20 protein-coding genes are annotated in these 23,063 nt (G+C 45.8%); 16 read left to right on the top strand and 4 right to left on the bottom strand.

Annotation, left to right across the window (positions count from 1 at the left end; all coding sequences use genetic code 11):
* The first annotated feature begins 3 nt into the window (after positions 1 to 3).
* Positions 4 to 1,059 carry an ABC transporter ATP-binding protein gene (locus tag CEF13_RS19745; protein ID WP_208414284.1) on the top strand — a complete coding sequence of 352 codons (1,056 nt, stop codon included), beginning with the start codon at positions 4 to 6 and terminating at the stop codon, positions 1,057 to 1,059.
* Positions 1,046 to 1,846 carry an ABC transporter ATP-binding protein gene (locus CEF13_RS19740; protein ID WP_102713233.1) on the top strand — a complete coding sequence of 267 codons (801 nt, stop codon included), beginning with the start codon at positions 1,046 to 1,048 and terminating at the stop codon, positions 1,844 to 1,846. The genes CEF13_RS19745 and CEF13_RS19740 overlap by 14 nt, the downstream gene beginning before the upstream one ends.
* 10 nt (positions 1,847 to 1,856) lie before the next feature.
* On the opposite strand, the gene CEF13_RS29510 is transcribed toward CEF13_RS19740, so the two are convergent.
* Entirely contained in the window at positions 1,857 to 1,982 is a 126-nt protein-coding gene (locus CEF13_RS29510; protein ID WP_279588820.1) for a hypothetical protein, read from the bottom strand.
* 467 nt (positions 1,983 to 2,449) lie between these two features.
* Here CEF13_RS29510 and CEF13_RS19735 point away from each other — a divergent pair, with 467 nt between their 5' ends.
* Positions 2,450 to 3,715 (top strand): AraC family transcriptional regulator, encoded by a 1,266-nt coding sequence (locus CEF13_RS19735; protein WP_102713231.1) that lies wholly within the window; start codon positions 2,450 to 2,452, stop codon positions 3,713 to 3,715.
* 151 nt (positions 3,716 to 3,866) lie between these two features.
* Here CEF13_RS19735 and CEF13_RS19730 read toward each other — a convergent pair whose 3' ends face one another.
* Positions 3,867 to 4,856, bottom strand: coding sequence for a LacI family DNA-binding transcriptional regulator (locus tag CEF13_RS19730; RefSeq protein ID WP_102713229.1), 990 nt, complete (start codon positions 4,854 to 4,856; stop codon positions 3,867 to 3,869).
* A 170-nt stretch (positions 4,857 to 5,026) separates the two neighbouring features.
* On the opposite strand from CEF13_RS19730, the gene CEF13_RS19725 reads away from it, so the two are divergent.
* The 11 genes from CEF13_RS19725 (at position 5,027) to CEF13_RS19675 (ending at position 17,402) form a co-directional block, all read left to right on the top strand.
* Positions 5,027 to 5,788, top strand: a complete 762-nt coding sequence (locus tag CEF13_RS19725; RefSeq protein ID WP_102713227.1) for an SDR family oxidoreductase — start codon at positions 5,027 to 5,029, stop codon at positions 5,786 to 5,788.
* Positions 5,788 to 7,062, top strand: coding sequence for a nickel pincer cofactor-dependent isomerase, group 22 (locus CEF13_RS19720; protein ID WP_102716456.1), 1,275 nt, complete (start codon positions 5,788 to 5,790; stop codon positions 7,060 to 7,062). The genes CEF13_RS19725 and CEF13_RS19720 overlap by 1 nt, the downstream gene beginning before the upstream one ends.
* Positions 7,059 to 8,579, top strand: a complete 1,521-nt coding sequence (locus tag CEF13_RS19715; protein WP_102713225.1) for a gluconokinase — start codon at positions 7,059 to 7,061, stop codon at positions 8,577 to 8,579. Before CEF13_RS19720 ends, CEF13_RS19715 begins: the two co-directional genes overlap by 4 nt.
* A gap of 20 nt (positions 8,580 to 8,599) precedes the next feature.
* The gene (larE, locus tag CEF13_RS19710; protein WP_102713223.1) at positions 8,600 to 9,415 is read left to right on the top strand and encodes an ATP-dependent sacrificial sulfur transferase LarE; all 816 of its coding nucleotides are present in this window, start codon (positions 8,600 to 8,602) and stop codon (positions 9,413 to 9,415) included.
* Entirely contained in the window at positions 9,412 to 10,086 is a 675-nt protein-coding gene (gene larB / locus CEF13_RS19705) for a nickel pincer cofactor biosynthesis protein LarB (RefSeq protein WP_102713221.1), read from the top strand. The genes larE and larB overlap by 4 nt, the downstream gene beginning before the upstream one ends.
* Before the next feature lies 1 nt (position 10,087).
* Positions 10,088 to 11,452, top strand: coding sequence for a nickel pincer cofactor biosynthesis protein LarC (larC, locus tag CEF13_RS19700; protein ID WP_102713219.1), 1,365 nt, complete (start codon positions 10,088 to 10,090; stop codon positions 11,450 to 11,452).
* Positions 11,453 to 11,488: 36 nt separating this feature from the next.
* On the top strand, positions 11,489 to 12,148 hold the full coding sequence (locus CEF13_RS19695) for a HoxN/HupN/NixA family nickel/cobalt transporter (RefSeq protein WP_102713217.1): 660 nt from the start codon (positions 11,489 to 11,491) through the stop codon (positions 12,146 to 12,148).
* Positions 12,149 to 12,209: 61 nt separating this feature from the next.
* Entirely contained in the window at positions 12,210 to 13,619 is a 1,410-nt protein-coding gene (gene gndA / locus CEF13_RS19690; RefSeq protein ID WP_102713215.1) for an NADP-dependent phosphogluconate dehydrogenase, read from the top strand.
* A gap of 19 nt (positions 13,620 to 13,638) precedes the next feature.
* Entirely contained in the window at positions 13,639 to 14,901 is a 1,263-nt protein-coding gene (locus CEF13_RS19685; protein ID WP_102713213.1) for a glucuronate isomerase, read from the top strand.
* Positions 14,902 to 15,166: 265 nt separating this feature from the next.
* Positions 15,167 to 16,546: a sulfatase family protein gene (locus CEF13_RS19680; RefSeq protein WP_102713211.1), complete on the top strand. Its 1,380-nt coding sequence runs from the start codon at positions 15,167 to 15,169 to the stop codon at positions 16,544 to 16,546.
* A gap of 169 nt (positions 16,547 to 16,715) precedes the next feature.
* Positions 16,716 to 17,402 carry a helix-turn-helix domain-containing protein gene (locus CEF13_RS19675; protein ID WP_166742677.1) on the top strand — a complete coding sequence of 229 codons (687 nt, stop codon included), beginning with the start codon at positions 16,716 to 16,718 and terminating at the stop codon, positions 17,400 to 17,402.
* A gap of 72 nt (positions 17,403 to 17,474) precedes the next feature.
* Here the strand turns inward: CEF13_RS19675 and CEF13_RS19670 are convergent, their stop codons facing one another.
* Positions 17,475 to 18,986, bottom strand: coding sequence for a sulfatase family protein (locus CEF13_RS19670; protein WP_102713207.1), 1,512 nt, complete (start codon positions 18,984 to 18,986; stop codon positions 17,475 to 17,477).
* 147 nt (positions 18,987 to 19,133) lie between these two features.
* Between CEF13_RS19670 and CEF13_RS19665 the strand changes: the two genes are divergently transcribed.
* Both CEF13_RS19665 and rbsK read left to right on the top strand, forming a co-directional pair.
* Positions 19,134 to 19,982, top strand: a complete 849-nt coding sequence (locus tag CEF13_RS19665) for a helix-turn-helix domain-containing protein (RefSeq protein ID WP_102713205.1) — start codon at positions 19,134 to 19,136, stop codon at positions 19,980 to 19,982.
* Positions 19,983 to 20,112: 130 nt separating this feature from the next.
* Positions 20,113 to 21,030, top strand: a complete 918-nt coding sequence (gene rbsK, locus CEF13_RS19660) for a ribokinase (protein WP_102713203.1) — start codon at positions 20,113 to 20,115, stop codon at positions 21,028 to 21,030.
* Positions 21,031 to 21,155: 125 nt separating this feature from the next.
* Here the strand turns inward: rbsK and CEF13_RS19655 are convergent, their stop codons facing one another.
* Positions 21,156 to 22,910: a sulfatase family protein gene (locus tag CEF13_RS19655; RefSeq protein ID WP_102713201.1), complete on the bottom strand. Its 1,755-nt coding sequence runs from the start codon at positions 22,908 to 22,910 to the stop codon at positions 21,156 to 21,158.
* Positions 22,911 to 23,063: the final 153 nt, after the last annotated feature.

Here is a 23,063-nt window from a genome sequence, read left to right as displayed (position 1 = left end):
GCCATGAGTCTTAACGCGGTTGAACTGATGGGGGATGTGAGCCCGGCTCCACGGAAAAACATATTAGATGTACAGGGCTTAAAAACGTATTATAAAACCCGTCTCAAAGAAAATGTGTATGCAGTTGACGGTGTCAGCTTCGCGCTGGAGGAAGGAAAAACGCTCGGTATAGCAGGCGAGTCGGGATGCGGGAAGTCAACCTTGGCGCTCAGTCTGATGGGCTTCTATTTCCCGCCGCTTAATTTCGGCAGTGGGTCGATCAATATTAACGGTATAGATATTATGAAGCTGAATAAAGAACAGCTAAGGAAGCAGATTCTGGGCAAGGAAATCGCCTATATCCCTCAGGCGGCTATGAATGCTTTGAACCCGACGCTGAAGATTATACGATTTATCGAGGATATGATGAAGGAGCATCGTCCTGATCTGACCAAGAAACAGGTATGGGATATAGCAGCTGAGCGCTTTAAAACATTAAATTTATCGCCCGATGTGCTTCAATCCTATCCGAATGAATTGTCCGGCGGGATGAAGCAGCGTACCGTAATTGCGATCTCCACCATTCTGAATCCCAAAATACTTGTCGCAGACGAGCCGACCTCGGCACTTGATGTCACCTCCCAGAAGACCGTTATCAAATTGTTGAAGGAGCTTTTGGACAAAAAATTTATCAAATCGCTTGTCTTTATTACTCACGAGCTGCCGCTGTTATATCATGTGACTGACGATATTATGGTCATGTACGCGGGTGAAATTGTGGAGCGAGGCAGCGCTCATCAGATGATATTTGATTCCCTGCATCCGTATACAAAGAAATTAATGGGTTCCATCATCGTACCCGAGGAAGGCATGAAAGAGAATAGGCTAACCGCTATTCCAGGTACTCCCCCGAATCTGAAAAACGTGCCGAGCGGCTGTCGCTTCGCGGATCGCTGTTCTTATGCCCAAGAGGAATGCAAGCAGGGTGATATCCCGAACCGTTATGTAGGTGACCGAGTCTACAGATGTATCTTCGATCCCGATACCTTGAAGGAGTGGTATAAGAATGAAGAACGCTGATGTGCTGTTAAGCGGCACTAACGTTGTGAAGGAATTCGGGTATGGTAAGAAAAAAATGACGGCAGTCAATAACGTGAACTTCGCATTCCATGAGGGCGAAATCATCTCCATCGTTGGTGAAAGCGGAAGCGGAAAAACAACATTGGCGAAGATTCTAATGGGCTTGTTGAAGGAAACGAGCGGAGATATTCAGTATAAGGGGATGCCTAGACAGTTCAGAAGCCATAAGGATCGGAAGAAGTATTGGAAGGATATCCAGGCTATATTTCAGGACCCGTTCTCGTCCTTCAATCTGTTTCACAAGGTGGATAAATTACTGCTTGACTGTATTGAGCTTCAGGGCTTAAAGCTTACGAAGGAGGAGCAGTTCATTAAAATGAAAGAAGCCTGCGCTTTCGTCAATCTAAAGTTCGAGGAGCTGTTTAACAAGTACCCCTTCGAGCTTTCCGGAGGACAGATGCAGCGGCTTATGATTGCCCGTATCTTTATGCTGCACCCCAAAATTCTAATTGCCGATGAGCCGACATCGATGATTGATGCTTGTTCACGATCTACTATATTGGATATGCTGCTTAAGCTTAGAAATGAGAACAATATGACGATTATCTTCATCACTCATGACGTTGGGTTAGCTTATTATATTAGTGACACCTTGTGTATCATGGAGAAAGGGAAAATTGTAGAAAGTGGTCCAGCGGAAGAAATCATTATTAATCCGAAGCATCGCTACACGCAGCAGTTGATTTCCGATGTGCCGAAGATTCATGAGGAATGGAATCTCGCGTGATACGGCGAATTTAATACGCCATTACTTTTGAGCAATCGAAGGTAATGGCGTTTTTTAGTTTTTCAATTAGCAGCACTTCTGCATCACATTCGTCGCTCAGCTGCCGCTTCGAGCTCCATGTGCTGCATATCTGCATCACTTTCGCTGCTCTACCGCCGCTTCGAGCGCCATGTGCTGCATATCTGCATCACATTCGCCGCTCGGCTGCCGCTTCGAGCGCCATGTGCTGCATATCTGCATCACATTCGCCGCTCGGCTGCCGCTTCGAGCTCCATGTGCTGCATATCTGCATCACTTTCGCTGCTCTACCGCCGCTCCGCGCTCCATGTGCTGCATATCTGCATCACTTTCGCTGCTCTACCGCCGCTTCGAGCTCCATGTGCTGCATATCTGCATCACATTCGCTGCTCTACCGCCACTCCGCGCTCCATGTGCTGCATATCTGCATCACATTCGCAGACTTTCACCAGTTCAAGCTTCAAATCTATCCGAAAACAATCTGCAGTTATGTCTCCTTTTTTTGCTCCGATTTCAGTAAGTCCGTATTGTAAATGCATACAAAATGAGTATAATCATATGCAATACGAGTGAGAAGGATAATAAATGCTTTTTCAGGACTGTATTGACGTGGAAAGGGCTGGTTTAGTGATGGTTCAACACCTTCAAATGACATCTGCTAGCATAAATGTGTATCAATTAATCGATACGAATATAGTTATTTTATCGAATGACGGCTCAGTTATTCTGACACATATACGGGACCCTATTCCTGATTTTTTACTCGAAATGCAGCAGAAAGACTTCTTATTGCTTGGCAAGCAAATCGAGCAAGATTCCAGTCAGTGCTATATGAATACGAATGAACTCGGATTGACCTACTTATCGAAATTGATCGAGTTTGAAGGGGATGATGCCCATATATGGTTTATTGGGCCTTTTCTGATGCAAATGCCGGATTTGGAGAAGCTTGATTCACTATTCCATACGGATCAAAACAAGCGGAATAGGATGCAAGAGTTTATACGGAGCTTAAAGCTGTTCAGCAACTCCAAAATTCAGAGTGTTGTTAACATCCTGAGCCTTGCAAGGTCTATTCGTCAGATTCCATATCAGATCGTTAACTTGCATCAAGACCCATTGGAACGGGGAGATGGGAAAACCATGATGCAAATTTTACAGCAGCCGGATGAGAGTGATAGTAAATTTATTGAACTGAAATATGAGCTTGAGAAAGAAATCATGCATGCCGTCGAAAAAGGAGATAAAACAAAAATAAAAAAGGTTATGTCAGAAGGGAAAAACTGGCATGATTTCTCTAAAAGATTTCCGAATCAGCCGGTTCGGGCCATGAGAAATATGCTTATTATTCTTAATACACTGCTGCGAATCGCTGCGGAGAAGGGGAAGGTTCCACCATTTTTCCTTCATCACATATCGGAGAAATTTTCCAAGCAAATTGAACGTTCAGAAAGTATAAATTCACTTAATTCTTTACAAGAATTGATGCAGGATGAGTATTGCGATTTAGTTAAGGCGCATGCCATATCCGGTTATTCGAAATTAGTGCAGCAAGCAGCAAAGCATATTAAGATTCACTTTAGTAAACCTTTGAACCTGAAGCAGCTGGCCGAGTATTGTGTTGTGCATCCTGCTCATTTGTCGAGACAATTTAAGAAAGAAACCGGAATGACATTAACTGATTATCAGAATAAGATGCGAATAGATGAAGCGAAGCTATTACTGAGGGAAGGCCGTACCTCGATTGATCGAATAGCCGGCTATATTGGTTTTGATGATGCAGGTTACTTTGCTCGCATTTTCAAAAAAATAGAAGGAATGACCCCGACCCAGTTTAGAAATTCCTGTTGATTAGATCTCTTTTACGCCTTGATTCGAACACGGATGAAAATAATCATGGCTGCAAAAAAAATCCCCTCAATAGCAACAGCATGAGAGTTCATGTTTGGATGAACTGACACTGTTGAATGGAGGGTTTTTTTATTCAGCTAATTAAGGTAAGTTATTCTCGCAGTTGGGAGGTGGATTGGCGAACAACAAGCTCTGGTTCCAAGTATACGGTTTTAAGCGATTTTGGTGATTCAATAAGCTCAAGAATAGTGGATGCGATAGCTGTTGTTATGTTAGCTATGGCAACGCCAACCGCAGTCATCGGAACATCCAAGTCTTCCATTTGAGGGAGATTGTCATAACTGACGATTGAGATGTCTTGCGGGATGCGAAGACCATGCTCTCCAATAGCCCGAACAATTCCGCGAGTCATGTCTATGCCTCCGCTTATTACGGCAGTTGGATGTGAGGTCTTCTCCAGCATGGATCGAGCAGCCATATATCCATCGTGAAATGCTAAGCCGTTCATTTGTATGATGGCTTCTTCATCAAATGGAAGACCAAGATCTATTATTTCCTCGCGAAAAGCTTCGATCTTGACAGTCTGCAACGGATCATGCGTCTGAGGCTCCCCTATATAGGCGATATTTCTATGACCCAAGCCTACCAAATGACGAACAGCAAGTCGGACAGCCTGACCACGGTTGACATCAACGGCGGAATACGCCGTGTAACCGGCAGCACCGTAAGTTAGAATAGGCATCTGAAGCGGAATTAAGTTGTTGAAGCTGGATATACTATCTCTATCTCCAAATACCAGCACTGCATCTACTTGGTATCGTCGGAAGATTTCGATCGCAGATTCTACATTGCTTATCGATAGCAAAGTAATATAGCCGTTCTTTTCAAGCTGTTCATTGATCAATGTAAGGAGAGAGGAAAGGGCAGCACGTTCAATTGACGGCCATACGACACCGATCGCTCCGCTTCTTCGAGAGACGAGGCTTCGGGCTGCGATATTGGGCTGGTAGCCCATTTCCGCTGCGATTGAAAGGATATGCTGTTTGGTTTTGTTTTGTACGAGCGGACTATCTCTTAATGCCTTGGAGACGGTAGAGAAACTGACTCCAGCCCGGTCTGCAATATCTTTAATAGTTACCATGGCTTCCCTCCGGAAGGAATGTTTACGTATGCTAGTTTATGTCGTTCACTTTATCATAGTATTTATTTTTTGCAACTGAAAGCGTTGTATTTTTTCGTGTGGACAGCAAAGAAATATTCGGATATGATAAAATAACAACGTTGTTAATTTGGAGTAGGGGTGATTTGAGGATGTTTAATTTACAAGATACCGTATCCGTTGTGATCGGAGGCAATGGGGTGCTTGGAAGTGCCATGGCCTCCGCGCTTGCCGAGGCTGGTTCTAAGGTGGCTGTCGTTGGCCGAGATATGGATAAAGCCAGACGAGTATGTGAAGAAATCGAAAGCAACGGAGGTACAGCAACCTCTTTTCAAGCTGATGCTACTAAAAAAGATGAGCTAGAATCCGTATTGAACGCGGTATTGCAATGGGGAGGACGCGTGGATACCCTTGTGAATGCCTCTGGAACAAATAGCTCTACACCTTTTTTGGATTTGGAAATGGAAGAATGGGACCGAATTATGGACGTCAACCTGAAAAGCGTAGTGCTGGCGTGTCAAGTTTTTGGTAAAAAGATGATTGAACAGGGAAGTGGAGGCTCTATCATCAATATTTCTTCTGTTTCATCTGAGCCGCCGCTGTCACGGGTGTTTACTTATTCGGCTTCCAAAGCGGGAGTCAATAGTGTAACGAAGTTTTTAGCTCGGGAATTTGCTCCCGATAAAATAAGGGTTAATGCGATTATTCCAGGCTTCTTCCCTGCAGAGCAAAATAAAAAAATATTATCGCCAGACAGAATTGAATCCATTATGCGGCATACCCCGATGAACCGCTTCGGAAATCCGGAGGAGCTTAAGGGAACCGTTGTATATTTAGCTTCACCACAAGCTTCATCATTTGTCACAGGAGCATTGCTCCGAGTAGATGGCGGATTTGGAGCGATGACCATATGATCGACATCCTAAAAAAACTAGTCGAGAACACGCCAATTCCTAAGCTTGTGAAAATTCGTCAGTCGTTTGACAATACGATTCTTGAAAATCCGATTGGAGAATTGAGTGAGCGGCTGCGAGCATCGGATTCCATGACGAGAATTGCTTCTGGACAAAAGGTTGCGGTAGCTGTAGGAAGCCGAGGCATTTCGAGAATTGACGAGCTGACAAAAACGGTTATCGATGAGCTGAAGTTAATAGGCGCTCACCCTTTCATTGTACCTTGCATGGGAAGCCATGGCGGAGCTACAGCAGAGGGGCAGACCGAGGTGCTTGCCCATCTTGGCATAGATGAGGGAAGGATGGGTTGTCCGGTCCGTTCGTCCATGGAGGTTGTAGAGCTGGATCGTCTTCCGAATGGCCTGCCCATTTACTGTGACAAAATCGCTGCTACAGAGGCGGATGCGATCGTCGTAATCAATCGCATTAAGCCGCATACCGCTTTCCGGGGAGCGATTGAAAGCGGCATGTTTAAGATGATTTCAATCGGGCTTGGAAAACAAAAAGGCGCGGAAGCATGCCATCAGCTTGGGTTTAAATATATGGCTGAGAATGTGCCTGCAATGGCGCGGGTTATGATTGAGAAGCTTCCGATTCAGTTCGGAGTAGCCATTGTTGAGAATGCATATGACCAGATTTGCCGGATTGAAGTTCTTGGAACAGATACGATGGAGGAAAGAGAGAAAGAGCTGCTTATAGAGGCGAAGAGCCGACTGCCGCAAATTCTTTTTAACGATATAGACGTACTCGTTATTGATTATATTGGCAAGAACATTAGCGGAGATGGAGCAGATCCGAATATTACCGGCAGATATCCGACGCCTTATGCACATGGCGGGCCAGAGGTGAACAAGATGGTTGTTCTTGATCTGACTCCAGAGTCCAAAGGAAATGCCAATGGAGTAGGCACTGCTGATTTCACGACGAGCCGCTTAGTAAGCAAGACGGATTGGCCCAGCACGTATGCGAATGGATTAACTTCGACTGTTTGTGCGCCAACGAAGCAGGCTACAACACTTTCCAATGATTGTGATGCGATCAAGGCTGCGATCAAAACCTGCAACATTCTGGATTATACAACATGCAAGCTTATTCGGATTCGCGATACGCTTCATTTAGGTGTTATTGAAATTTCTGAAGCGCTGCTTGAGGAAGCCCAAAAAAATCCTCGTATTGAAATTTTGGAAGGGCCTTATGAGTGGGCGTTCGACGAGGAAGGATTTTTGTCAAAATGAGTGTAAATAGCAAAATTGTATTAGCGGTTGATATCGGAACGACAAGTACAAAAACCTTGGCAGTAGACCGTGAAGGGAATATCCACGGCAGTCACTCTATAGGATATCCGCTGCATACTCCGAGTCCCGGTTATGCAGAGCAGGACCCAGTAGTCATATACGAGGCGGTTTTAGATGGGGTGGCCCATGTCATGAAGCAGGGCGCTTGGACGGCGGATGATATTGTGTGCGTAACGTTCAGCTCAGCCAATCACAGCCTGATTCTTCTGGATGCTGAGGGGAGGCCGCTTACACCCAGCATCACTTGGGCGGATCAGCGCAGCGCTCTTCAAGCGGAGCGTTTGTTGAATGATGGCACAGGGTTGCCTATATATTCTAGAACGGGGACACCCATTCACCCGATGTCTCCTCTCGTCAAGCTGATTTGGATGAGAGAGGAGCGTCCAGATCTATTCCACTCCGCTCACTTATTTGTCGGAATAAAGGAATATATTTTGAATAGGCTATTTGGGATTATGGTGATGGATCATTCTATCGCAAGTGCTACCGGATTATTCAACTTAGAAACGTTGACTTGGGACCGGGAAGCTCTTCTTCTGGCAGGCATCCGTGAGGATCAACTGCCCAGGCTTGTTCCGACTACGGAACGTATCAACGGGTTGAAGAAAGAAGCCGCCGATCGAATGGGACTTAGCAAGGAAACGACATTCATTGCCGGAGCCCAGGACGGTGTGCTGGCCAATCTCGGCATTGGAGCTGTTGATGATGGTGTGCTGGCTGTTACAATCGGCACGAGCAGTGCTGTTCGCACCGCTGTTAATCGTCCAACTATTGATCCAGAAGGTCGTTTGTTTTGCTACGCTCTAACGCAGGACGTCTGGATTGTAGGTGGTCCTTCAAATAATGGCGCTATTGTAGCCCAGTGGATTTCAGATCGTCTCTACCCAGGCCAATCCATGGAAGAAATTGTTCCGTTAGCAGCTGCTTCGCCCGCTGGCTCGAACGGTTTGCTCTTTCTGCCTCTTCTATCAGGTGAACGAGCTCCTTTCTGGGATGCGCAGGCGAAAGGCGTCATGTTCGGTCTGACACTTTCGCATACCGAGACGGATATGCTTCGAGCTGCGCTGGAAGGGGTTTTGTTCCAAATTGCTGCGATCGTTTCTTTAATGAAGCAATCCGGAGAAAAGCATAAAGAGGTTCGAGCATCCGGCGGATTTGCCCGTTCAACCTTATGGTGCCAGATGATGGCTGATATGCTGGGCGTGCCTGTTAGAGTGCCCCTTTCCGTAGAAAGTTCAGGGCTTGGAGCAGCTCAGCTTGGATTGTATGCTATGGAAGGCTGCAAAGGCTCTCTTCTGAGATGGAAAGAGACTGAAGGCAAGCTTTACGAACCGGATGAAACAAAACATAAAATGTATCAACGATTATTGCCGCTTTATCTGAGTCTATACGATAGATTGAAAGAACCTATGCACGAAATATCAAAGCTGCAGCATGCGCCGGAACGAATACTTTAGCTGAAGGAGGTTTTCCTAACATGCATGATAAATATAACAAGCTTCAACAGATTCTTATGGATATGGAATCGGTTGTGGTAGCATTCTCAGGAGGCGTGGACAGTACTTTTCTTCTTGATGCCGCAATAAAGACGCTGGGAAGCGAACATGTATTGGCGGTCACAGCCGATTCGGAAACCTACCCGACGGAAGAACTGCAGGAAGCTATTCAACTGGCGAAGAGTCTTGGAGTGTCTCATCAAGTAATTGAAACCTCTGAACTCAATATACCGGGTTATAAAGAAAATAACGCAAACCGTTGTTATTTTTGTAAAAAAAGTTTGTTTGAGCATTTAGAACCGTTCATCAAGGATGGCAAATATCGTCATATCGTCTATGGGCTAATAGCAGATGATATGAATGAGCATAGGCCTGGAGTTCAAGCCGCGAAAGAGCGAGGCGTGCGGGGGCCTTTGCAGGAAGCAGGTCTTTTTAAAGAAGAAATCCGTGATCTTTCCCGTGAGCATGGACTTGCAACTTGGAATAAGCCATCATTCGCTTGCCTTTCTTCGCGTATTGCATACGGTGAGACGATTACAATAGAGAAGCTAGGCCGTGTCGGAGAAGCCGAGCGTTATATTCGTTCACTAGGCTTTGGGCAAGTAAGAGTTAGAAGCCATGGTGAAATTGCTAGAATTGAAGTTGAACCAGATGCCATGGAGCTGATGATTAGTCATGCTGCGAATATTTCGCATCGATTGAAAGAGCTTGGTTTTATTTATGTATCGATGGATCTAACGGGCTATCGCAGCGGCAGTATGAACAAAGTGCTTGAGCGTGGAGGCTCTGTCGTATGAATGAGTTCGAAGATCTAGGCTTTTGTAAACTTGATGTGGGGCGCAGCGAGCGAACGGGCCATCCTGAAGTTGTATTCGGACAGGGCAAGACAGCTGACCAAGTTGAAACGATATTCTCACGGCTGGTAGAAAATCATGGAAGGGCACTTGTCACCCGCGCAACTGCAGAGATGGGAGAGAGAGTCATTGCCAAGTACCCGGAAGCCCGTTACGACAATGTATCCCGTCTCATCTCCTATGGTAAATCCCCACGGATTCTTCCTGGAAAAGTGGCTGTACTTACTGGAGGGACAACAGATATTCCAGTAGCAGAGGAAGCAGCGGGGACAGCGGAGTGGATGGGCTGCGAGATTGATCGCATCTATGATGTTGGGGTTGCTGGAATTGACCGTCTGCTTAGCCAGAAGGATCGGATTAGGGAAGCGTCTGTTGTGATTGGAGTTGCGGGCATGGAAGGCGCCCTAGTAAGTGTAGTCGGAGGACTTGTACGCAGGCCGGTTATTGCCGTACCTACGTCTGTCGGGTACGGTGCAAATTTACAAGGCATTACAACGCTTCTTGCTATGATGACTTCCTGTGCAGCAGGCGTTACGGTAGTCAATATCGATAATGGCTTCGGAGCAGGTTATCAAGCGGCAATGATATTACAATTGGTAGCGGAGGGAACATAGAATGAGGACGATTTATTTGGATTGCATTTCAGGCATTGCAGGAGACATGGCGCTGTCCGCGCTTGTGGACCTAGGTGCAGACCCGGATTATATTGCCTTACATTTATCGAAGCTGCCCATTGATCCCTTCACAATGGAATTCGTAAAGGTAGACCGACGGGGCATTACAGCGAAGTGGCTAAAGCTAGACTTTGATAAAGGCAGTCATGATCACAGTCATGCACATAGCCATGATCACAGTCATGATCATAGTCATGCACATAGCCATGATCACAGTCATGATCACAGTCATGCTCATAGCCATGATCACAGTCATGCACATAGCCATGACCACAGTCATGCACATAGCCATGATCACAGTCATGATCACAGTCATGCACATAGCCATGATCACAGTCATGGCCACTCGCATGAGCATAGAAAAGCTTCCGACATTATTCATATGATCGAGAGTTCGCATCTGCCGGAGCGAGTGAAAGAGAGAAGTCTGTCCATCTTTCATTTAATTGCGGAAGCGGAAGGTAAAATCCATGGCATGGACCCGGCTGATGTCCACTTTCACGAGGTTGGGGCAATGGACTCCATTTTAGACGTAATTGGGGTATGTTTAGCTCTTGAGAGTCTGGATGCCAGCAAAATAATTGTTTCTCCCGTACCAACAGGAACAGGAAGACTCCGTATGGCGCATGGCTTATATCCCATTCCGGCTCCTGCGACGGCGGATCTGCTTCGCGGCGTACCGTTATCGGCGTTCACGGCTAATGGCGAGCTGACTACTCCTACGGGAGCGGGGATTGTCAAAGCGTTGGCTTCTGAATTCGGCCCATTGCCCGCAGGAACAATTGAGCGAATTGGTTATGGGGCAGGCACCAAAAATTTCGACCATCCCAATGTTTTAAGAGCAATTCTTTATGAGCAGGAGCAAGGGAAAAGAGAAAAAGAAACGATTGTCGTATTGGAAGCTCAAGTGGATGATTGTACCGGAGAGACGCTAGGGTATGCTATGGAAAAACTGTTCGAAGCAGGGGCGCTTGATGTATACCATACTCCCGTTTATATGAAAAAAAATCGTCCTGGTGTCCTCATTAGTGTTCTATGTCATCCGGCTGATAGCGACCGTTGTGAGGAAACGCTTCTTGCGGAAACGTCCACGTTCGGCGTACGTCGAAGCGAATGGCAGCGCAGGGCGCTTGAGCGCCGATGGATTCAGGTGGAAACGCCTTATGGCCTAATAAGAGTCAAGCAGGCACTTGACGGAGAGCGGCTCATCAGGCAATCGCCCGAATTTGAGGATGCGGCTCAAGCTGCCCGAAGCTACGGGGTGCCTCTAGAGACCGTATACCGGGAAGTCTATAAAAGCCTATAAAAGTCTATAAAAGGTAAGACAAATAGGAGGATAATAGTGGAGTTTATAGGCTTATTAGTATTATCTATATTACTGGGGCTCCGCCATGGTGTTGATTACGATCATATAGCAGCATTGGCGGATATAACTGGAGGAAGCACAGGGTCGAAAAAAGATCGGTTGAAGCTGTCTCTTTATTACGCAAGCGGTCATGAAACCGTCATTTTCATTCTGGGCTGCAGTATTTTGCTTTTCGCTTGGACAGTGCCTATATGGGCCGACCACTTGATGGGCAAGGTAGTAGGACTTACTTTAATATTCATGTCAATCCTTATGCTTATGGGGAGAAAAGAAGGTAAAGTTGGCTATTGGAGCAGAGGGATTGCCATGCTTCAGAAGCTTAGACGAAAGAATGGTGAACCGTTTACCTTCACACGCCGAAATGTATTTACGATTGGTGTCATTCATGGCATAGGTGCAGAAACTCCGACCCAGCTTTTGTTGTTCACTACTGTGGCTGGAGCGGCGGCGCTTCATCATGGCGTGTTTGCAGTCGCGGCTTTTAGCTGTGGTTTACTTATTTCCCATGCGATTATTGCAATTATAAGCATATGGTTTCATGATGTATCCAAAAAAATTCGTCCGCTGCTGCCTATTACCATGTATGCGGCATGTTTATTCAGCTTTGTGCTCGGTGTAAGTTATTTAATAGAGTAATTTTAAATCTTTTTAACAACGTTGTTAATACATGGATATATAAGGAAAAGGAGAGACCTATATGAATAAGCAACAGATCGGTGTTATTGGCCTTGCTGTAATGGGGAAAAATCTAGCTTTAAATTTGGAAAGCCGCGGATTCGCAGTAGCTGTCTATAATAGATCCTATGCGAAAACAGAAGATTTAGTAAAGGAAGCAGCCGGAAGGAATCTGAGTGGATATGAGTCGCTGGAGCAGTTTGTCGCATCGCTTGAAGCACCTAGAAAAATTTTGATCATGGTCAAAGCAGGGGCTCCAACAGACGATACGATCCAGCAGCTTATTCCGCTGCTGGAGCAAGGAGATATTTTAATAGACGGAGGCAATTCGTACTTTGTAGATACACAGCGCAGAACGAGGGAGCTGGAGCAGCAAGGCTTTCTCTTTATTGGTACAGGCGTCTCAGGAGGCGAGCAAGGAGCACTTGAAGGGCCAGCTATTATGCCGGGCGGAACCAAAGAGGCGTATGCACATGTCGAGCCATTCTTGACTGCTATTTCGGCTAAAGTCGATGAGGAGCCTTGCTGTACACATATTGGACCAGATGGAGCGGGCCACTATGTCAAAATGGTACACAACGGCATTGAGTATGGCGATATGCAGTTGATTTGCGAGGCCTACCATTTGCTGAAGGATGTCATTGGGGCAGAGCCGGATGAGCTTCATCATATATTCAAGGAATGGAATGAAGGCGAGCTTAACAGCTACCTAATTGAGATTACGCAAGACATATTCACTAAGATCGATCCGGAAACGGGTAAGAGAGTGGTCGATATTATTAAGGATTCTGCGGGTCAGAAGGGTACTGGCAAATGGACCTCGCAAAATGCTCTGGATCTTGGCGTACCTCTGCCTGTCATCACAGAATCTGTGTTTATGCGTTATTTATCATCTCTGGGGGAAGAGCGCAAGAGAGCTTCGGCATTGTTCGACAAGCCGTCAGCTCCAACGTTCAAAGGGAATCGAGCAGACTTTATTGAGCTTGTGCGCAAGGCGCTGTATGCGAGCAAAATATGCTCCTATGCCCAAGGCTTTGCTCAAATGAAAATGGCGTCTGACACTTACGGCTGGGATTTGAATTGCGGGAACATTGCGATGATATTCCGGGGAGGCTGTATTATCCGGGCTCAATTCCTTGAAAATATTAAAAATGCATTTGAAAAAGATGCGAATCTTCCAAATCTGCTCGTAGACAGCTATTTCAGAAATATTGTGAATGAATATCAGCAAGCATGGCGTGAAGTTGTTGCTGCCGCTGCGCTAAACGGCATTCCTGTACCGGCATTCGCTTCGGCGCTATCCTACTTTGATGCCTATCGCACCGCGTATCTTCCTGCTAATCTGCTTCAAGCTCAGCGTGATTACTTTGGGGCACATACATTTGAACGTATCGATAAAGAAGGCAGTTATCACTATCAATGGAATAGCTAAGAAAAGGGGAGATATCATAATGAATACGGAAACGGTTATTAGCTTGGCTGATCTTCGGAATACTGTTGAGCGCTTGGCTCACAGTATGCCTGTCACAGATATGCATACGCATCTATACGCCCCGGAATTTGGGGACCTGCTATTGTGGGGTGTTGATGAATTACTGACGTATCATTATTTGATTTCAGAGTCTTTCAGATGGTCAGAGGACGAGTATGATCATTTCTGGTCGATGTCCAAACGCGAGCAAGCAGATTGGATTTGGAAATTATTATTCATCGATCATTCTCCGGTAAGTGAGGCAGCCAGCGGATTCATTACTATTCTTAAGCGGCTTGGGTTCGATGTGTCTTCACGCAACCTCGACGACTACCGTCAGGCGCTCGCGCAGCGCACGGTGCAAGAACAAGTTGACACTGTCATGCAAATCGCAGGAATTGAGAAGATCGTTATGACAAATGATCCGTTTGATGCTGTTGAACGCCCCGTTTGGCTGTCCGGCCAAGGGAAAACAGATAAACGTTTCTATGCGGCGCTTCGTGTTGATGCCTTGCTGAATGACTGGCCGCACGCGGTTAAGGAGCTTCAGCAGCTTGGTTATGCTGTACAGGCGGAGTGGACCGAGAAGACGAAGGAGGAAACAAGACGTTTTCTGTCGGAATGGATTATTCGAATGGATGCACTTTATCTAGCTGTATCGATGCCTGGCGATTTCAAATATCCGGCCGATGATCATCGGAGCAAGATGATTGATGAAGTTATGATTCCGGTTTGCCGCGAGCAAAACATTCCGTTTGCTCTCATGATTGGTGTACGAAGGAAAGTGAATCCTTCGCTTGGACTAGCAGGTGACATGAGCATGCTGTCAGATGTGTCAGCAGTGGAGGCGCTATGCCGCCGATATCCAGAGCAGAAGTTCCTTATCACTATGCTTGCGAGAGAGAATCAGCATGAATTGACGGTGCTTGCGCGTAAATTCCGCAATTTGATGATTTTCGGCTGCTGGTGGTTTCTGCATATCGAGTCGATGGTGGAGGAGATGACTCGATTCCGCTTGGAGCTTCTCGGCACTTCCATGATCCCGCAGCACTCTGATTGTCGAGTATTCGAACAGCTGATCTATAAATGGGAGCATTCCAGAAAAATTATCGGCAACGTGCTGGCAGACAAATATGAGAAGCTGCATCAAAGCGGCTGGAGCGTTACAGAAGAGGAAATTAAAAGAGATTTGGATGATATGCTGAACCGTAACTTCTGGCGTTTTCTTGGCAAAGAGCAATAAGGGCTAACGGTTAAAAAAAGAGAAGGCGCAGCTGCAGAGCTGCGCTTTTTTTGTCGTGTGCGGAAAATAATAGTTAGACTAACGAAAGTATCAAATATACAAAATAAACGATCAAACCTACATTGCCGGGTGCAGGTCAGTCCTTTAACATAATAAGCAACTAGAGGCGCATTGTATGAAAACGCGTACGATAGCTGGGCAGTTAAAGGTTAATTCAATATTATCCGTATTTTAAATATTAAACTCAAAGGCAGGTGCTTTTATAATGCGAATACTTTATTTGGATTTAGATTCATTGCGTCCCGATCATTTGGGCTGCTATGGCTATCATCGCGAAACGTCGCCTAATATTGATCGTGTGGCAGAGGAAAGCGTGCAATTTACGAATTACTATTGTTCTGATGCGCCCTGCATGCCTTCAAGAACAGCGTTGATGTCAGGAAGATTTGGGATTCATAATGGAGTCGTTGGACATGGCGGTACCGCTGGGGACATGAGACGCGAAGGGAAAGATCGGGGCTTTAGTGATCGTCTGAAGACAGAAAGCCTTCCGGGAATGCTGAGGAAGCTTGGGTTCAAGACGGCCTCCATTAGCACCTTTGCGGAGAGGCATTCGGTGTGGACGTTTAATGCAGGCTTTAATGAAATTCACAATGTCGGCGGCAGCGGGAATGAATCGGCAGAGCAGGTGCTTCCTACCGCTTTGAAATGGTTGGAAGACAATGCAGAAGTGGAAGACTGGTTTCTGCATTTGAATTTCTGGGACCCGCATACGCCATATCGCGCTCCAGAGCATCTGGGAAATCCCTTCGAGAATGATCCGATGCCCGAATGGATTACAGAAGAGGTATTCCAGCTTCATAAGCAAAAAAAGGGTCAGCACAGCATTGAAGACATGAATGCCCTTGCCAAATCACATTATTACAACTATGTCAGACATCAAAAACCAATTGAAGAGCATGATGATCTTAGAATGATAATCGATAATTATGATTGTGCCATTCGTTATATGGATGATCATATCGGACAAGTGCTTCGTACGCTGGAGAAGCTGGGCATCATGGAGGATACAGCCATTATTATTAGCGCTGATCACGGGGAAAATATGGGCGAGCTGGGTATCTATTCGGAGCATGGGACGGCTGATCAGGCAACCTGCCGCATTCCAATGATCGTTCGATGGCCGAATGGGTTAAAGGGTGTACAGGACGATGGACTGCATTACCAGCTTGATCTTGCTCCTACTCTAGCTGAGCTGCTTAATACGCCAAAGGTTGAATCATGGGATGGCTTAAGCTACGCAGGCAGTATAACGAAGGGTGAGCAAACAGGCAGAGATTATCTGGTTATATCCCAATGCGCGCATGTGTGCCAGCGTAGCGTTAGATATGAGGATTGGTTGTATATTCGTTCTTATCACGACGGTTATCATGGATTTCCAAAGGAAATGCTGTTTGATTTGAAGAATGACCCGTATGAGCAGTATAATTTGGCTAGTGAAAGGCGCGATATTTGCAGGGAAGCGGTCTATTTGCTGAATGAATGGCATGATGAAATGATGATGACGATGAAAGAGGACAATGATCCGTTATGGACGGTCATGAAGGAAGGAGGGCCTTTCCACGCCAAAGAATATAGAAACTGATCTGCAGAGGAGACAAATAAATACAAGCATCCAGGATCAACTGCAGGTTTCTCTCTACTACATGGAAGAATCCATTTATAATTATCGCGACCTATTCATTCAAAAGCAGACGTATTGCACGATTTCTTTCATTAAAAAAGGGAATGTCACCCTGATAGTGGAGGATCGGGTGTTTCATGCGAAGGCCGGTGACATCATGATTCATCGTCCGGACGTTAATATTCGTGTGAAGAATGACAGTGAAGGCGTTCATTTGTTTATGAATATCGATCTTAAAGTGCTTGGTGATGTAGATTTTTTTCAGCTGTATCCGCTGAAAAATATTGTCACGCTGCGCGATCCCGAACGCTATGAGAGCAGCTTCTATGAATTATTCTCGCTCTGGCAGCAGGATCACTCCTTCCGCGAGGTGCAAAGCATCTGCTTGGTGTTCTCACTGCTGGGCGAGATTATTGGGAGCGCCAGAAGCAACCCGGACATCGTCCCGCTGGACCTGCTGAAAGGAAAAGACCGCTTTCGCAAAGTAATTACGTACATGCAGGAGCGGCTGCATGAGAAGATTACAAGAAATACGTTAGCGGAGCTTGTGTTTATGGACCCCGTATATTTCAGCCGCGATTTTCAGCGGATTTATGGGAATACACCAATCGCGATGTTGAAAAAACTTCGATTAAGACGTGCGAAGACGCTGCTTGAGAATTCAAACGTGACGATCAAAGTAATTGCTGAGCAGTGCGGGTATTATGATCAAGCCCATTTCACGCGCGCATTCCATGAGGCTTATGGGCAGTTGCCGAGTGAATATAAAGATAGCATACATGATACAAAGCTGTTGTCTGGCGTAATAAAGGATTAGGCAATGGCAGTGATAAAGAAACCCGGCGTAGGAAAGCAATACTTCTCCTATGCCGGGTTTCTTTTGTTTGGGTTACGCGTGATGAATTCTTGGCATTGCGAGCGGCTCTTTGCCGAGCTCAGCCCAAATGTACTTTAAGAAGAGCTCCGACTTTAGCGCTGCAAAGTCGGGATCATTCCATAAATTATTGACTTCGCCGGGATCCTCTTGAAGATCAAACAGCTCCCCATAGGTTTGCTTGTAGTAGACGGTGAGCTTATACCGTTCATCAACATAAGTTTTCTGATGAATTGTTGTCGCTTCATGACGGAACTCGCATATCGCATGGTCTCTAGCCTTGTCCTTCTTGCCGAGCCATACCGCGCTTTGATCAACTCCGGTCATTGCTGACGGTATTGGCAGACCGGAAAAGGAAAGAAAAGTCGGTGCGAGGTCTACTAATGACTGAATAGCTGACGATTGTACAGAGGGCGGTATATGTCCTGGGTAACGGACAATAAAGGGCAGCTTGATGAGATCTTCATAATGAAATCCACCCTTGTATTGAAGCCCATGCTGACCGAAGAAATGGCCGTGATCCGTCGTGAATACGACGATGGTGTTGTCAGCAAGCCCGAGCTCATCCAGCTTATCGAGTATTTGTCCGATGTATTTGTCCATGCAGCTGATCATCCCATAATAAGTAGCCACAAGCTTTTTGCGTTCGTTTTCTGATATTTGAGTATGTGATTGATACCCGTGAATACCATACCCGCTTTCAACCAAATCTGAGAAGTCAGGCTGTTCCAGCTGTGTCTTGCCGAAATGAGGAGGGTTTTTCTCATGCTCGCCCGGCGTTATTGCAGGTATAGTTAATTTCTCAGGATCATACATGGTGTCCCAAGGCTCGGGAACAAGATATGGCGGATGGGGATCGAAGAAGCTTGACCAGAGAAAGAAGCTTTCGCCGCTCTCCTTGTATTGCTCCAATAGAGCATTGCTGCGTTCTGCGATCCATGTATTATAGTGATATTGCTCAGGTATTGCCCATTTATGCAAGGCAGATCTATCCATAGTGCCGGTAGGAGGCAGGAAATAATCTCGCCAATTCATACAGCCCTTCTCCTCCATCCAAAGGGCATAGTGCTGCCCGATATGGGCTTCATTGGTATGATTGCGGGCCAATTCCACATGATCGAAGCCGTAAAAGGGGCCGTGAAAGTCTTTCCAGAACGGCAAATCCTGCAGAAGAGGATAAGATTCGAGTGAAGGATATTCATCGCTGCCGCGCAGCGGTTGGAAATGGGCTTTCCCGACAAGCGCAGTCTGATAGCCGGCTTTCGAGAAATCTTCACCTATCGTGTGCCGGTCCTCCAGCAGCTTCGTGCCAAGTGTCCAAGCCCCATGCTGGCTGGGATACATTCCTGTAATAATGGAAGCCCTTGTTGGTGTGCAGGTAGGATTGGGGCAGTAGGCTCTATTAAAGGTAGTTCCTTCGTTAACGAGACGATCCAGATTTGGGGTAGACAGCTCATGGTTGAAGGCGCCAATGGTATTCCAATGCTGCTGGTCGCTTGTAATGAGCAAAATGTTTGGTTTTTTCATTTAAGAAGTTCCTTTCAAATATATGTTATATTCAGTAATGATAAGATGAAATGGTCGGTAATGAAATGTTCGAATGTTGTGTTTTCACTTGTCATTTTGTTCGGTAAGATGATGACATAAAACTTATAATCCGGAAGGAATAACGGGATGAAGGAACATCAGATGGAGTTTTCAGATAGCTGGTTCTCCTTGCCATCCGCGGTTCAGGGAGCCGGAGGATGCTGGATTGTCCGGGCAGGGCGGAATCGGGCAAAGCCGAATTATGTAATCGGACCCAAAATGATCGGTCAATACGGCCTTCATTTTGTACTGAATGGCAAAGTTACAGTAAACAGCGGCAGCTGTTCCGTTGAATTGGAAAGCGGCGATATATTTTGCTTATTCCCTGAGAAACTTTACACTTACCATACGGCTTCAGGAAATACACCACCTCTGGAAATGATTTGGCTTGCTCTAGATGGTGAACAGACGCCGCTCATCCTTGCGAGCATAGGAATAACGAGTGAAGCAGAATATGCGAAGACGCTTCTAAGTACGGAAGCAAGAGCTGTTTTAAAGCAGCTGCTCATCTATTTATTGAAACAGTCTGGTTACGGTTACCAAGCCCAAAGTATGCTGTATCAGCTTTTCTGGAAGCTGGAAGAAAGTGCGAAAGGGAGAAGGGCTGGCATTATTGCGGACCATAGCGATTGGCTGTATATGGCGAAGGAGTATATGGAGCTGCACTTTGCGGAGGATATAATAGTATCTGATCTAGCCCAAATGGTTAGTATTCATCGCTCCCATTTCACCACTATGTTCTCGCGACAGTTCGGCGTCTCGCCTTCACAATATTTACAAAGGCTTAGAATGGAGAAAGGGGCTAGCTTACTGAAGGACACTTCCCTTAGCGTAACTGAGATAGCTCTATCGATAGGCTATGCGGAGCTTTACGCTTTTACGAGAAGCTTTAAAAAGCATTATGGCATTTCACCCAGCGCATACCGCGGAGGATGAATAAATAGAATGGTGACATGACTGATTATGGAAATAAATATGCAAATGCGACTTCTGCAAATGAATTAAAAACGGTAAAATAAATGGATCGGCACATGCTAATAAAAGTAACCATTAAGGATGATCAACGATGAAGAAAAATAAAATCGTAGTAATTGGAAGCATCAATATGGACTTGGTTATGAGAGTTCCTTACATTCCGAATATTGGCGAAACCATTATGGGCAAATCAGTTGAACGAATTCCAGGAGGAAAAGGGGCCAATCAAGCCTTTACCGCAGCGAAATTAGGAGCAAACGTTTCTATGCTTGGGAAGATCGGCGGAGATGAATTCGGCGCCCGCTTAATTGAAAGCATGCAGAATGCCGGTGTGGATACAAGCTGTATCGATCTCGAAGCAGACGCTTCTTCGGGACTTGCCATCATCCAAGTAAACGACGAAGGCGACAATAGCATTGTAGTGTTGTCCGGTGCAAATGAGCTTTGCAATAAATCATACATAATAGCACATGAAAACGTAATTGGCGAAGCGGGAATTGTTATTGTACAAATGGAAGTCCCCAATGAGGCGGTTTATCAAGCGATCGAACTGGCTAGCAAAAGCGACGCGATCATGATTTTAAATCCTGCGCCGGCTCCTGACTATATTCCTGATCATGTGCTGGAAAAGATTGATTATTTGGTTCCTAATGAGACGGAGCTTCAGAAGCTAACCGGCATGCCAGTCCATTCCATCGAAACGGCGGGAACAGCTTCAAGAACGTTATTATCCAAAGGGTTAAAAAATATGATTGTAACTCTCGGAAGCAAGGGATCATTATTGGTAAATTCAGATGGGATCGTTCATTTCCCTGCTCCTAATGTCCAAGCGATTGATACGACAGCTGCCGGAGACTCCTTTGTGGCTGCTTTTGCAGTCGGGTTGTCAGAAGGGAAAAGTGACAAAGACGCTATAGCATTTGCTACTAAAGTTGCAGCTATAGTAGTTACGAGAGCGGGCGCACAGACATCCATTCCGGATAGAAGAGAAGTGGATGCGGCAACCTGATTTACTAAATAAAGCTTATTTCAATACAATAGCCGATCAGGGTTTCTACACCTGTTCGGCTATTTGCTTCTTGGTCTATTGCAGATCACGATAGAATCGTTCTTATATATACGGGTTCATTTTAGCTATTTAATCCCTCCGTTTGTTTGGACGGGATATAGACGTTTGTGCTGCCGCTGCTCATTCAGCTGGTGCATCATCCATTGCTGTATTCTTCTGGTATATGGCGTTGAGTATAGAGTATGTGCTAGGTTTCGTGTTTCTAAAGGATCGTCAGTTAAATTGTACAGCTCGTATTCATCAGGCGCTGGTTGTGTTTTAACTTGCTCCTTACCATGCGGACTGGAAGCTGGCTGATGGGTTGCGTCTTTTACCCCTGGCTGGCTCCAAAACTGAACATTATCAAAGTAACGTGATAATTTCCATAATTCCTTCTTGCCATTCGGATTCATATTCATGATGATGGTTTCGATATGGTTAGGCTGCACAACAGAGGGGTAAGCCTCACCTAATAAATTCACTTGGTGTTGTCCCCGAGTGACATCATCATCCGTCATGAAATAAATCGGTTCTTCAGCTGGGGCATAATAGTCCTGATCCACAATTTGAGGAGTGAGATCGCGTCCCACTAAAGGGCGGGCTTCACTGAATTTTTTGTGCAAACGGCCTTGTATTTCTTCCACATTCACATGGGCAAGCCCGAGCATGGTCGGAAGGAGATCGACATGGCTTGTTAAAGTATCGACATTTCTCTGCTGCGGAAACAGATGTTTATTATGAATGATGAAGGGGACATGCAGCGCTTCTTCGTAGGCATTGTACCATTTTTGATAGAGATGTCCATGAGCCCCCAATAGATCTCCGTGATCGGATGTGAAAATAACTATCGTATTGTCATAGAAAGATGAGCGGGTAAGAGCGTCAAAAACCTTAATCATTTGCCGATCGGCATTAAGCTGCAGCTGGTAATAAAGACGACGATAGAAGGCTTGATCGATGATGGGCTGCACCGCTTTTGGGTAAGTATCCCGATAGCTTGCTTGACAGCGCGGTTTCGTGACAAGTGTTTCGTTGATGGTTGGAGGAGGAGCGATGAACGGAATCATCGGATCCACATCAAACCGGAACACTGGCAGCTGTGCAGTAATTGCGCCATATAACACAATATCATGCGGATTCACAAATGAAGCTACAACTAACCAAGGCTTGGCGCTGTTGTCATGTTCCTTCTGATGCTCGAGTGCTTCTAGCAGCTCTACGGTTTCCAATCCATAGATTTCATCTCGGCCGCTTAATCCGAAAGACGCGGATGAGCCGGAATTTCGCGGGTTTTTCCCGTGAGGCTCAGGACCGATCCAACTAGAAAAACCGAAGCTGTCTAAGCGGTTGGCTTGATCGTATAATTGTTCTAGCTGGGTGTCAGGCACGCCTGTAAGGGAATTGTAGCTAGGTACTGCTTTGTGCGTACCGGGAATAATAATGTCTTCATCGGAGATATGCCATTTCCCTTTATAGTAGGTCTGGTATCCGGCTTCACGAAAGTAATCGCCCATCGTAGGCACAGTGTTTCGATCCAGCCAATACATATCGGAGTCGAAAGCTCCCTTGGCGAGCCCGTCCGTTTGACTGACACCGTGGAGTGAAGGATAATGTCCGGTAAATAGGGTAGCTCGACTCGGACAGCATGCCGTGCTCCCAATATAATGCCTGTGAAATTCCAGAGCATTAGCTTTCATAAGGTTCTGTGTATGAAGATTTTGTGTGCGCCATTCGCTTATTTCAGCATTTTCATAGACGGGAGGATATCGTTCCTCGTCTACGAGCAGCACTAGGAAATTAGGCTGTTCAAGCTTTCGAGACAATGATTTCTTATCGATCATCGCATACACATCCCTGGTTAGCTGTTTACACTAGCGTATGTAGCAATAACAGCATTTAGTAACATTCGCAAGCAGTTGGCATCTGAAGATATGCATACTTTTACGGATAGAATGAGAAGTAAATAATATAGCTCTCCGTTATGATGAAAACGT

Source organism: Paenibacillus castaneae (genome assembly GCF_002884445.1).
Classification (GTDB): domain Bacteria; phylum Bacillota; class Bacilli; order Paenibacillales; family Paenibacillaceae; genus Pristimantibacillus; species Pristimantibacillus castaneae.
This window is presented reverse-complemented; position numbering and strand designations above follow the sequence as displayed.

Excerpts from the sequence above, each read along its gene's own strand:
- CEF13_RS19745 (WP_208414284.1), top strand. The coding sequence starts at position 4 with ATGAGTCTTAACGCGGTTGAACTGATGGGGGATGTGAGCCCGGCTCCA.
- CEF13_RS19740 (WP_102713233.1), top strand. The coding sequence starts at position 1,046 with ATGAAGAACGCTGATGTGCTGTTAAGCGGCACTAACGTTGTGAAGGAA.
- CEF13_RS29510 (WP_279588820.1), bottom strand. The coding sequence starts at position 1,982 with ATGCAGATATGCAGCACATGGAGCTCGAAGCGGCAGCTGAGCGACGAA.
- CEF13_RS19735 (WP_102713231.1), top strand. The coding sequence starts at position 2,450 with ATGCTTTTTCAGGACTGTATTGACGTGGAAAGGGCTGGTTTAGTGATG.
- CEF13_RS19730 (WP_102713229.1), bottom strand. The coding sequence starts at position 4,856 with ATGGTAACTATTAAAGATATTGCAGACCGGGCTGGAGTCAGTTTCTCT.
- CEF13_RS19725 (WP_102713227.1), top strand. The coding sequence starts at position 5,027 with ATGTTTAATTTACAAGATACCGTATCCGTTGTGATCGGAGGCAATGGG.
- CEF13_RS19715 (WP_102713225.1), top strand. The coding sequence starts at position 7,059 with ATGAGTGTAAATAGCAAAATTGTATTAGCGGTTGATATCGGAACGACA.
- larE (WP_102713223.1), top strand. The coding sequence starts at position 8,600 with ATGCATGATAAATATAACAAGCTTCAACAGATTCTTATGGATATGGAA.
- larB (WP_102713221.1), top strand. The coding sequence starts at position 9,412 with ATGAATGAGTTCGAAGATCTAGGCTTTTGTAAACTTGATGTGGGGCGC.
- larC (WP_102713219.1), top strand. The coding sequence starts at position 10,088 with ATGAGGACGATTTATTTGGATTGCATTTCAGGCATTGCAGGAGACATG.
- gndA (WP_102713215.1), top strand. The coding sequence starts at position 12,210 with ATGAATAAGCAACAGATCGGTGTTATTGGCCTTGCTGTAATGGGGAAA.
- CEF13_RS19685 (WP_102713213.1), top strand. The coding sequence starts at position 13,639 with ATGAATACGGAAACGGTTATTAGCTTGGCTGATCTTCGGAATACTGTT.
- CEF13_RS19680 (WP_102713211.1), top strand. The coding sequence starts at position 15,167 with ATGCGAATACTTTATTTGGATTTAGATTCATTGCGTCCCGATCATTTG.
- CEF13_RS19670 (WP_102713207.1), bottom strand. The coding sequence starts at position 18,986 with ATGAAAAAACCAAACATTTTGCTCATTACAAGCGACCAGCAGCATTGG.
- CEF13_RS19665 (WP_102713205.1), top strand. The coding sequence starts at position 19,134 with ATGAAGGAACATCAGATGGAGTTTTCAGATAGCTGGTTCTCCTTGCCA.
- rbsK (WP_102713203.1), top strand. The coding sequence starts at position 20,113 with ATGAAGAAAAATAAAATCGTAGTAATTGGAAGCATCAATATGGACTTG.
- CEF13_RS19655 (WP_102713201.1), bottom strand. The coding sequence starts at position 22,910 with ATGATCGATAAGAAATCATTGTCTCGAAAGCTTGAACAGCCTAATTTC.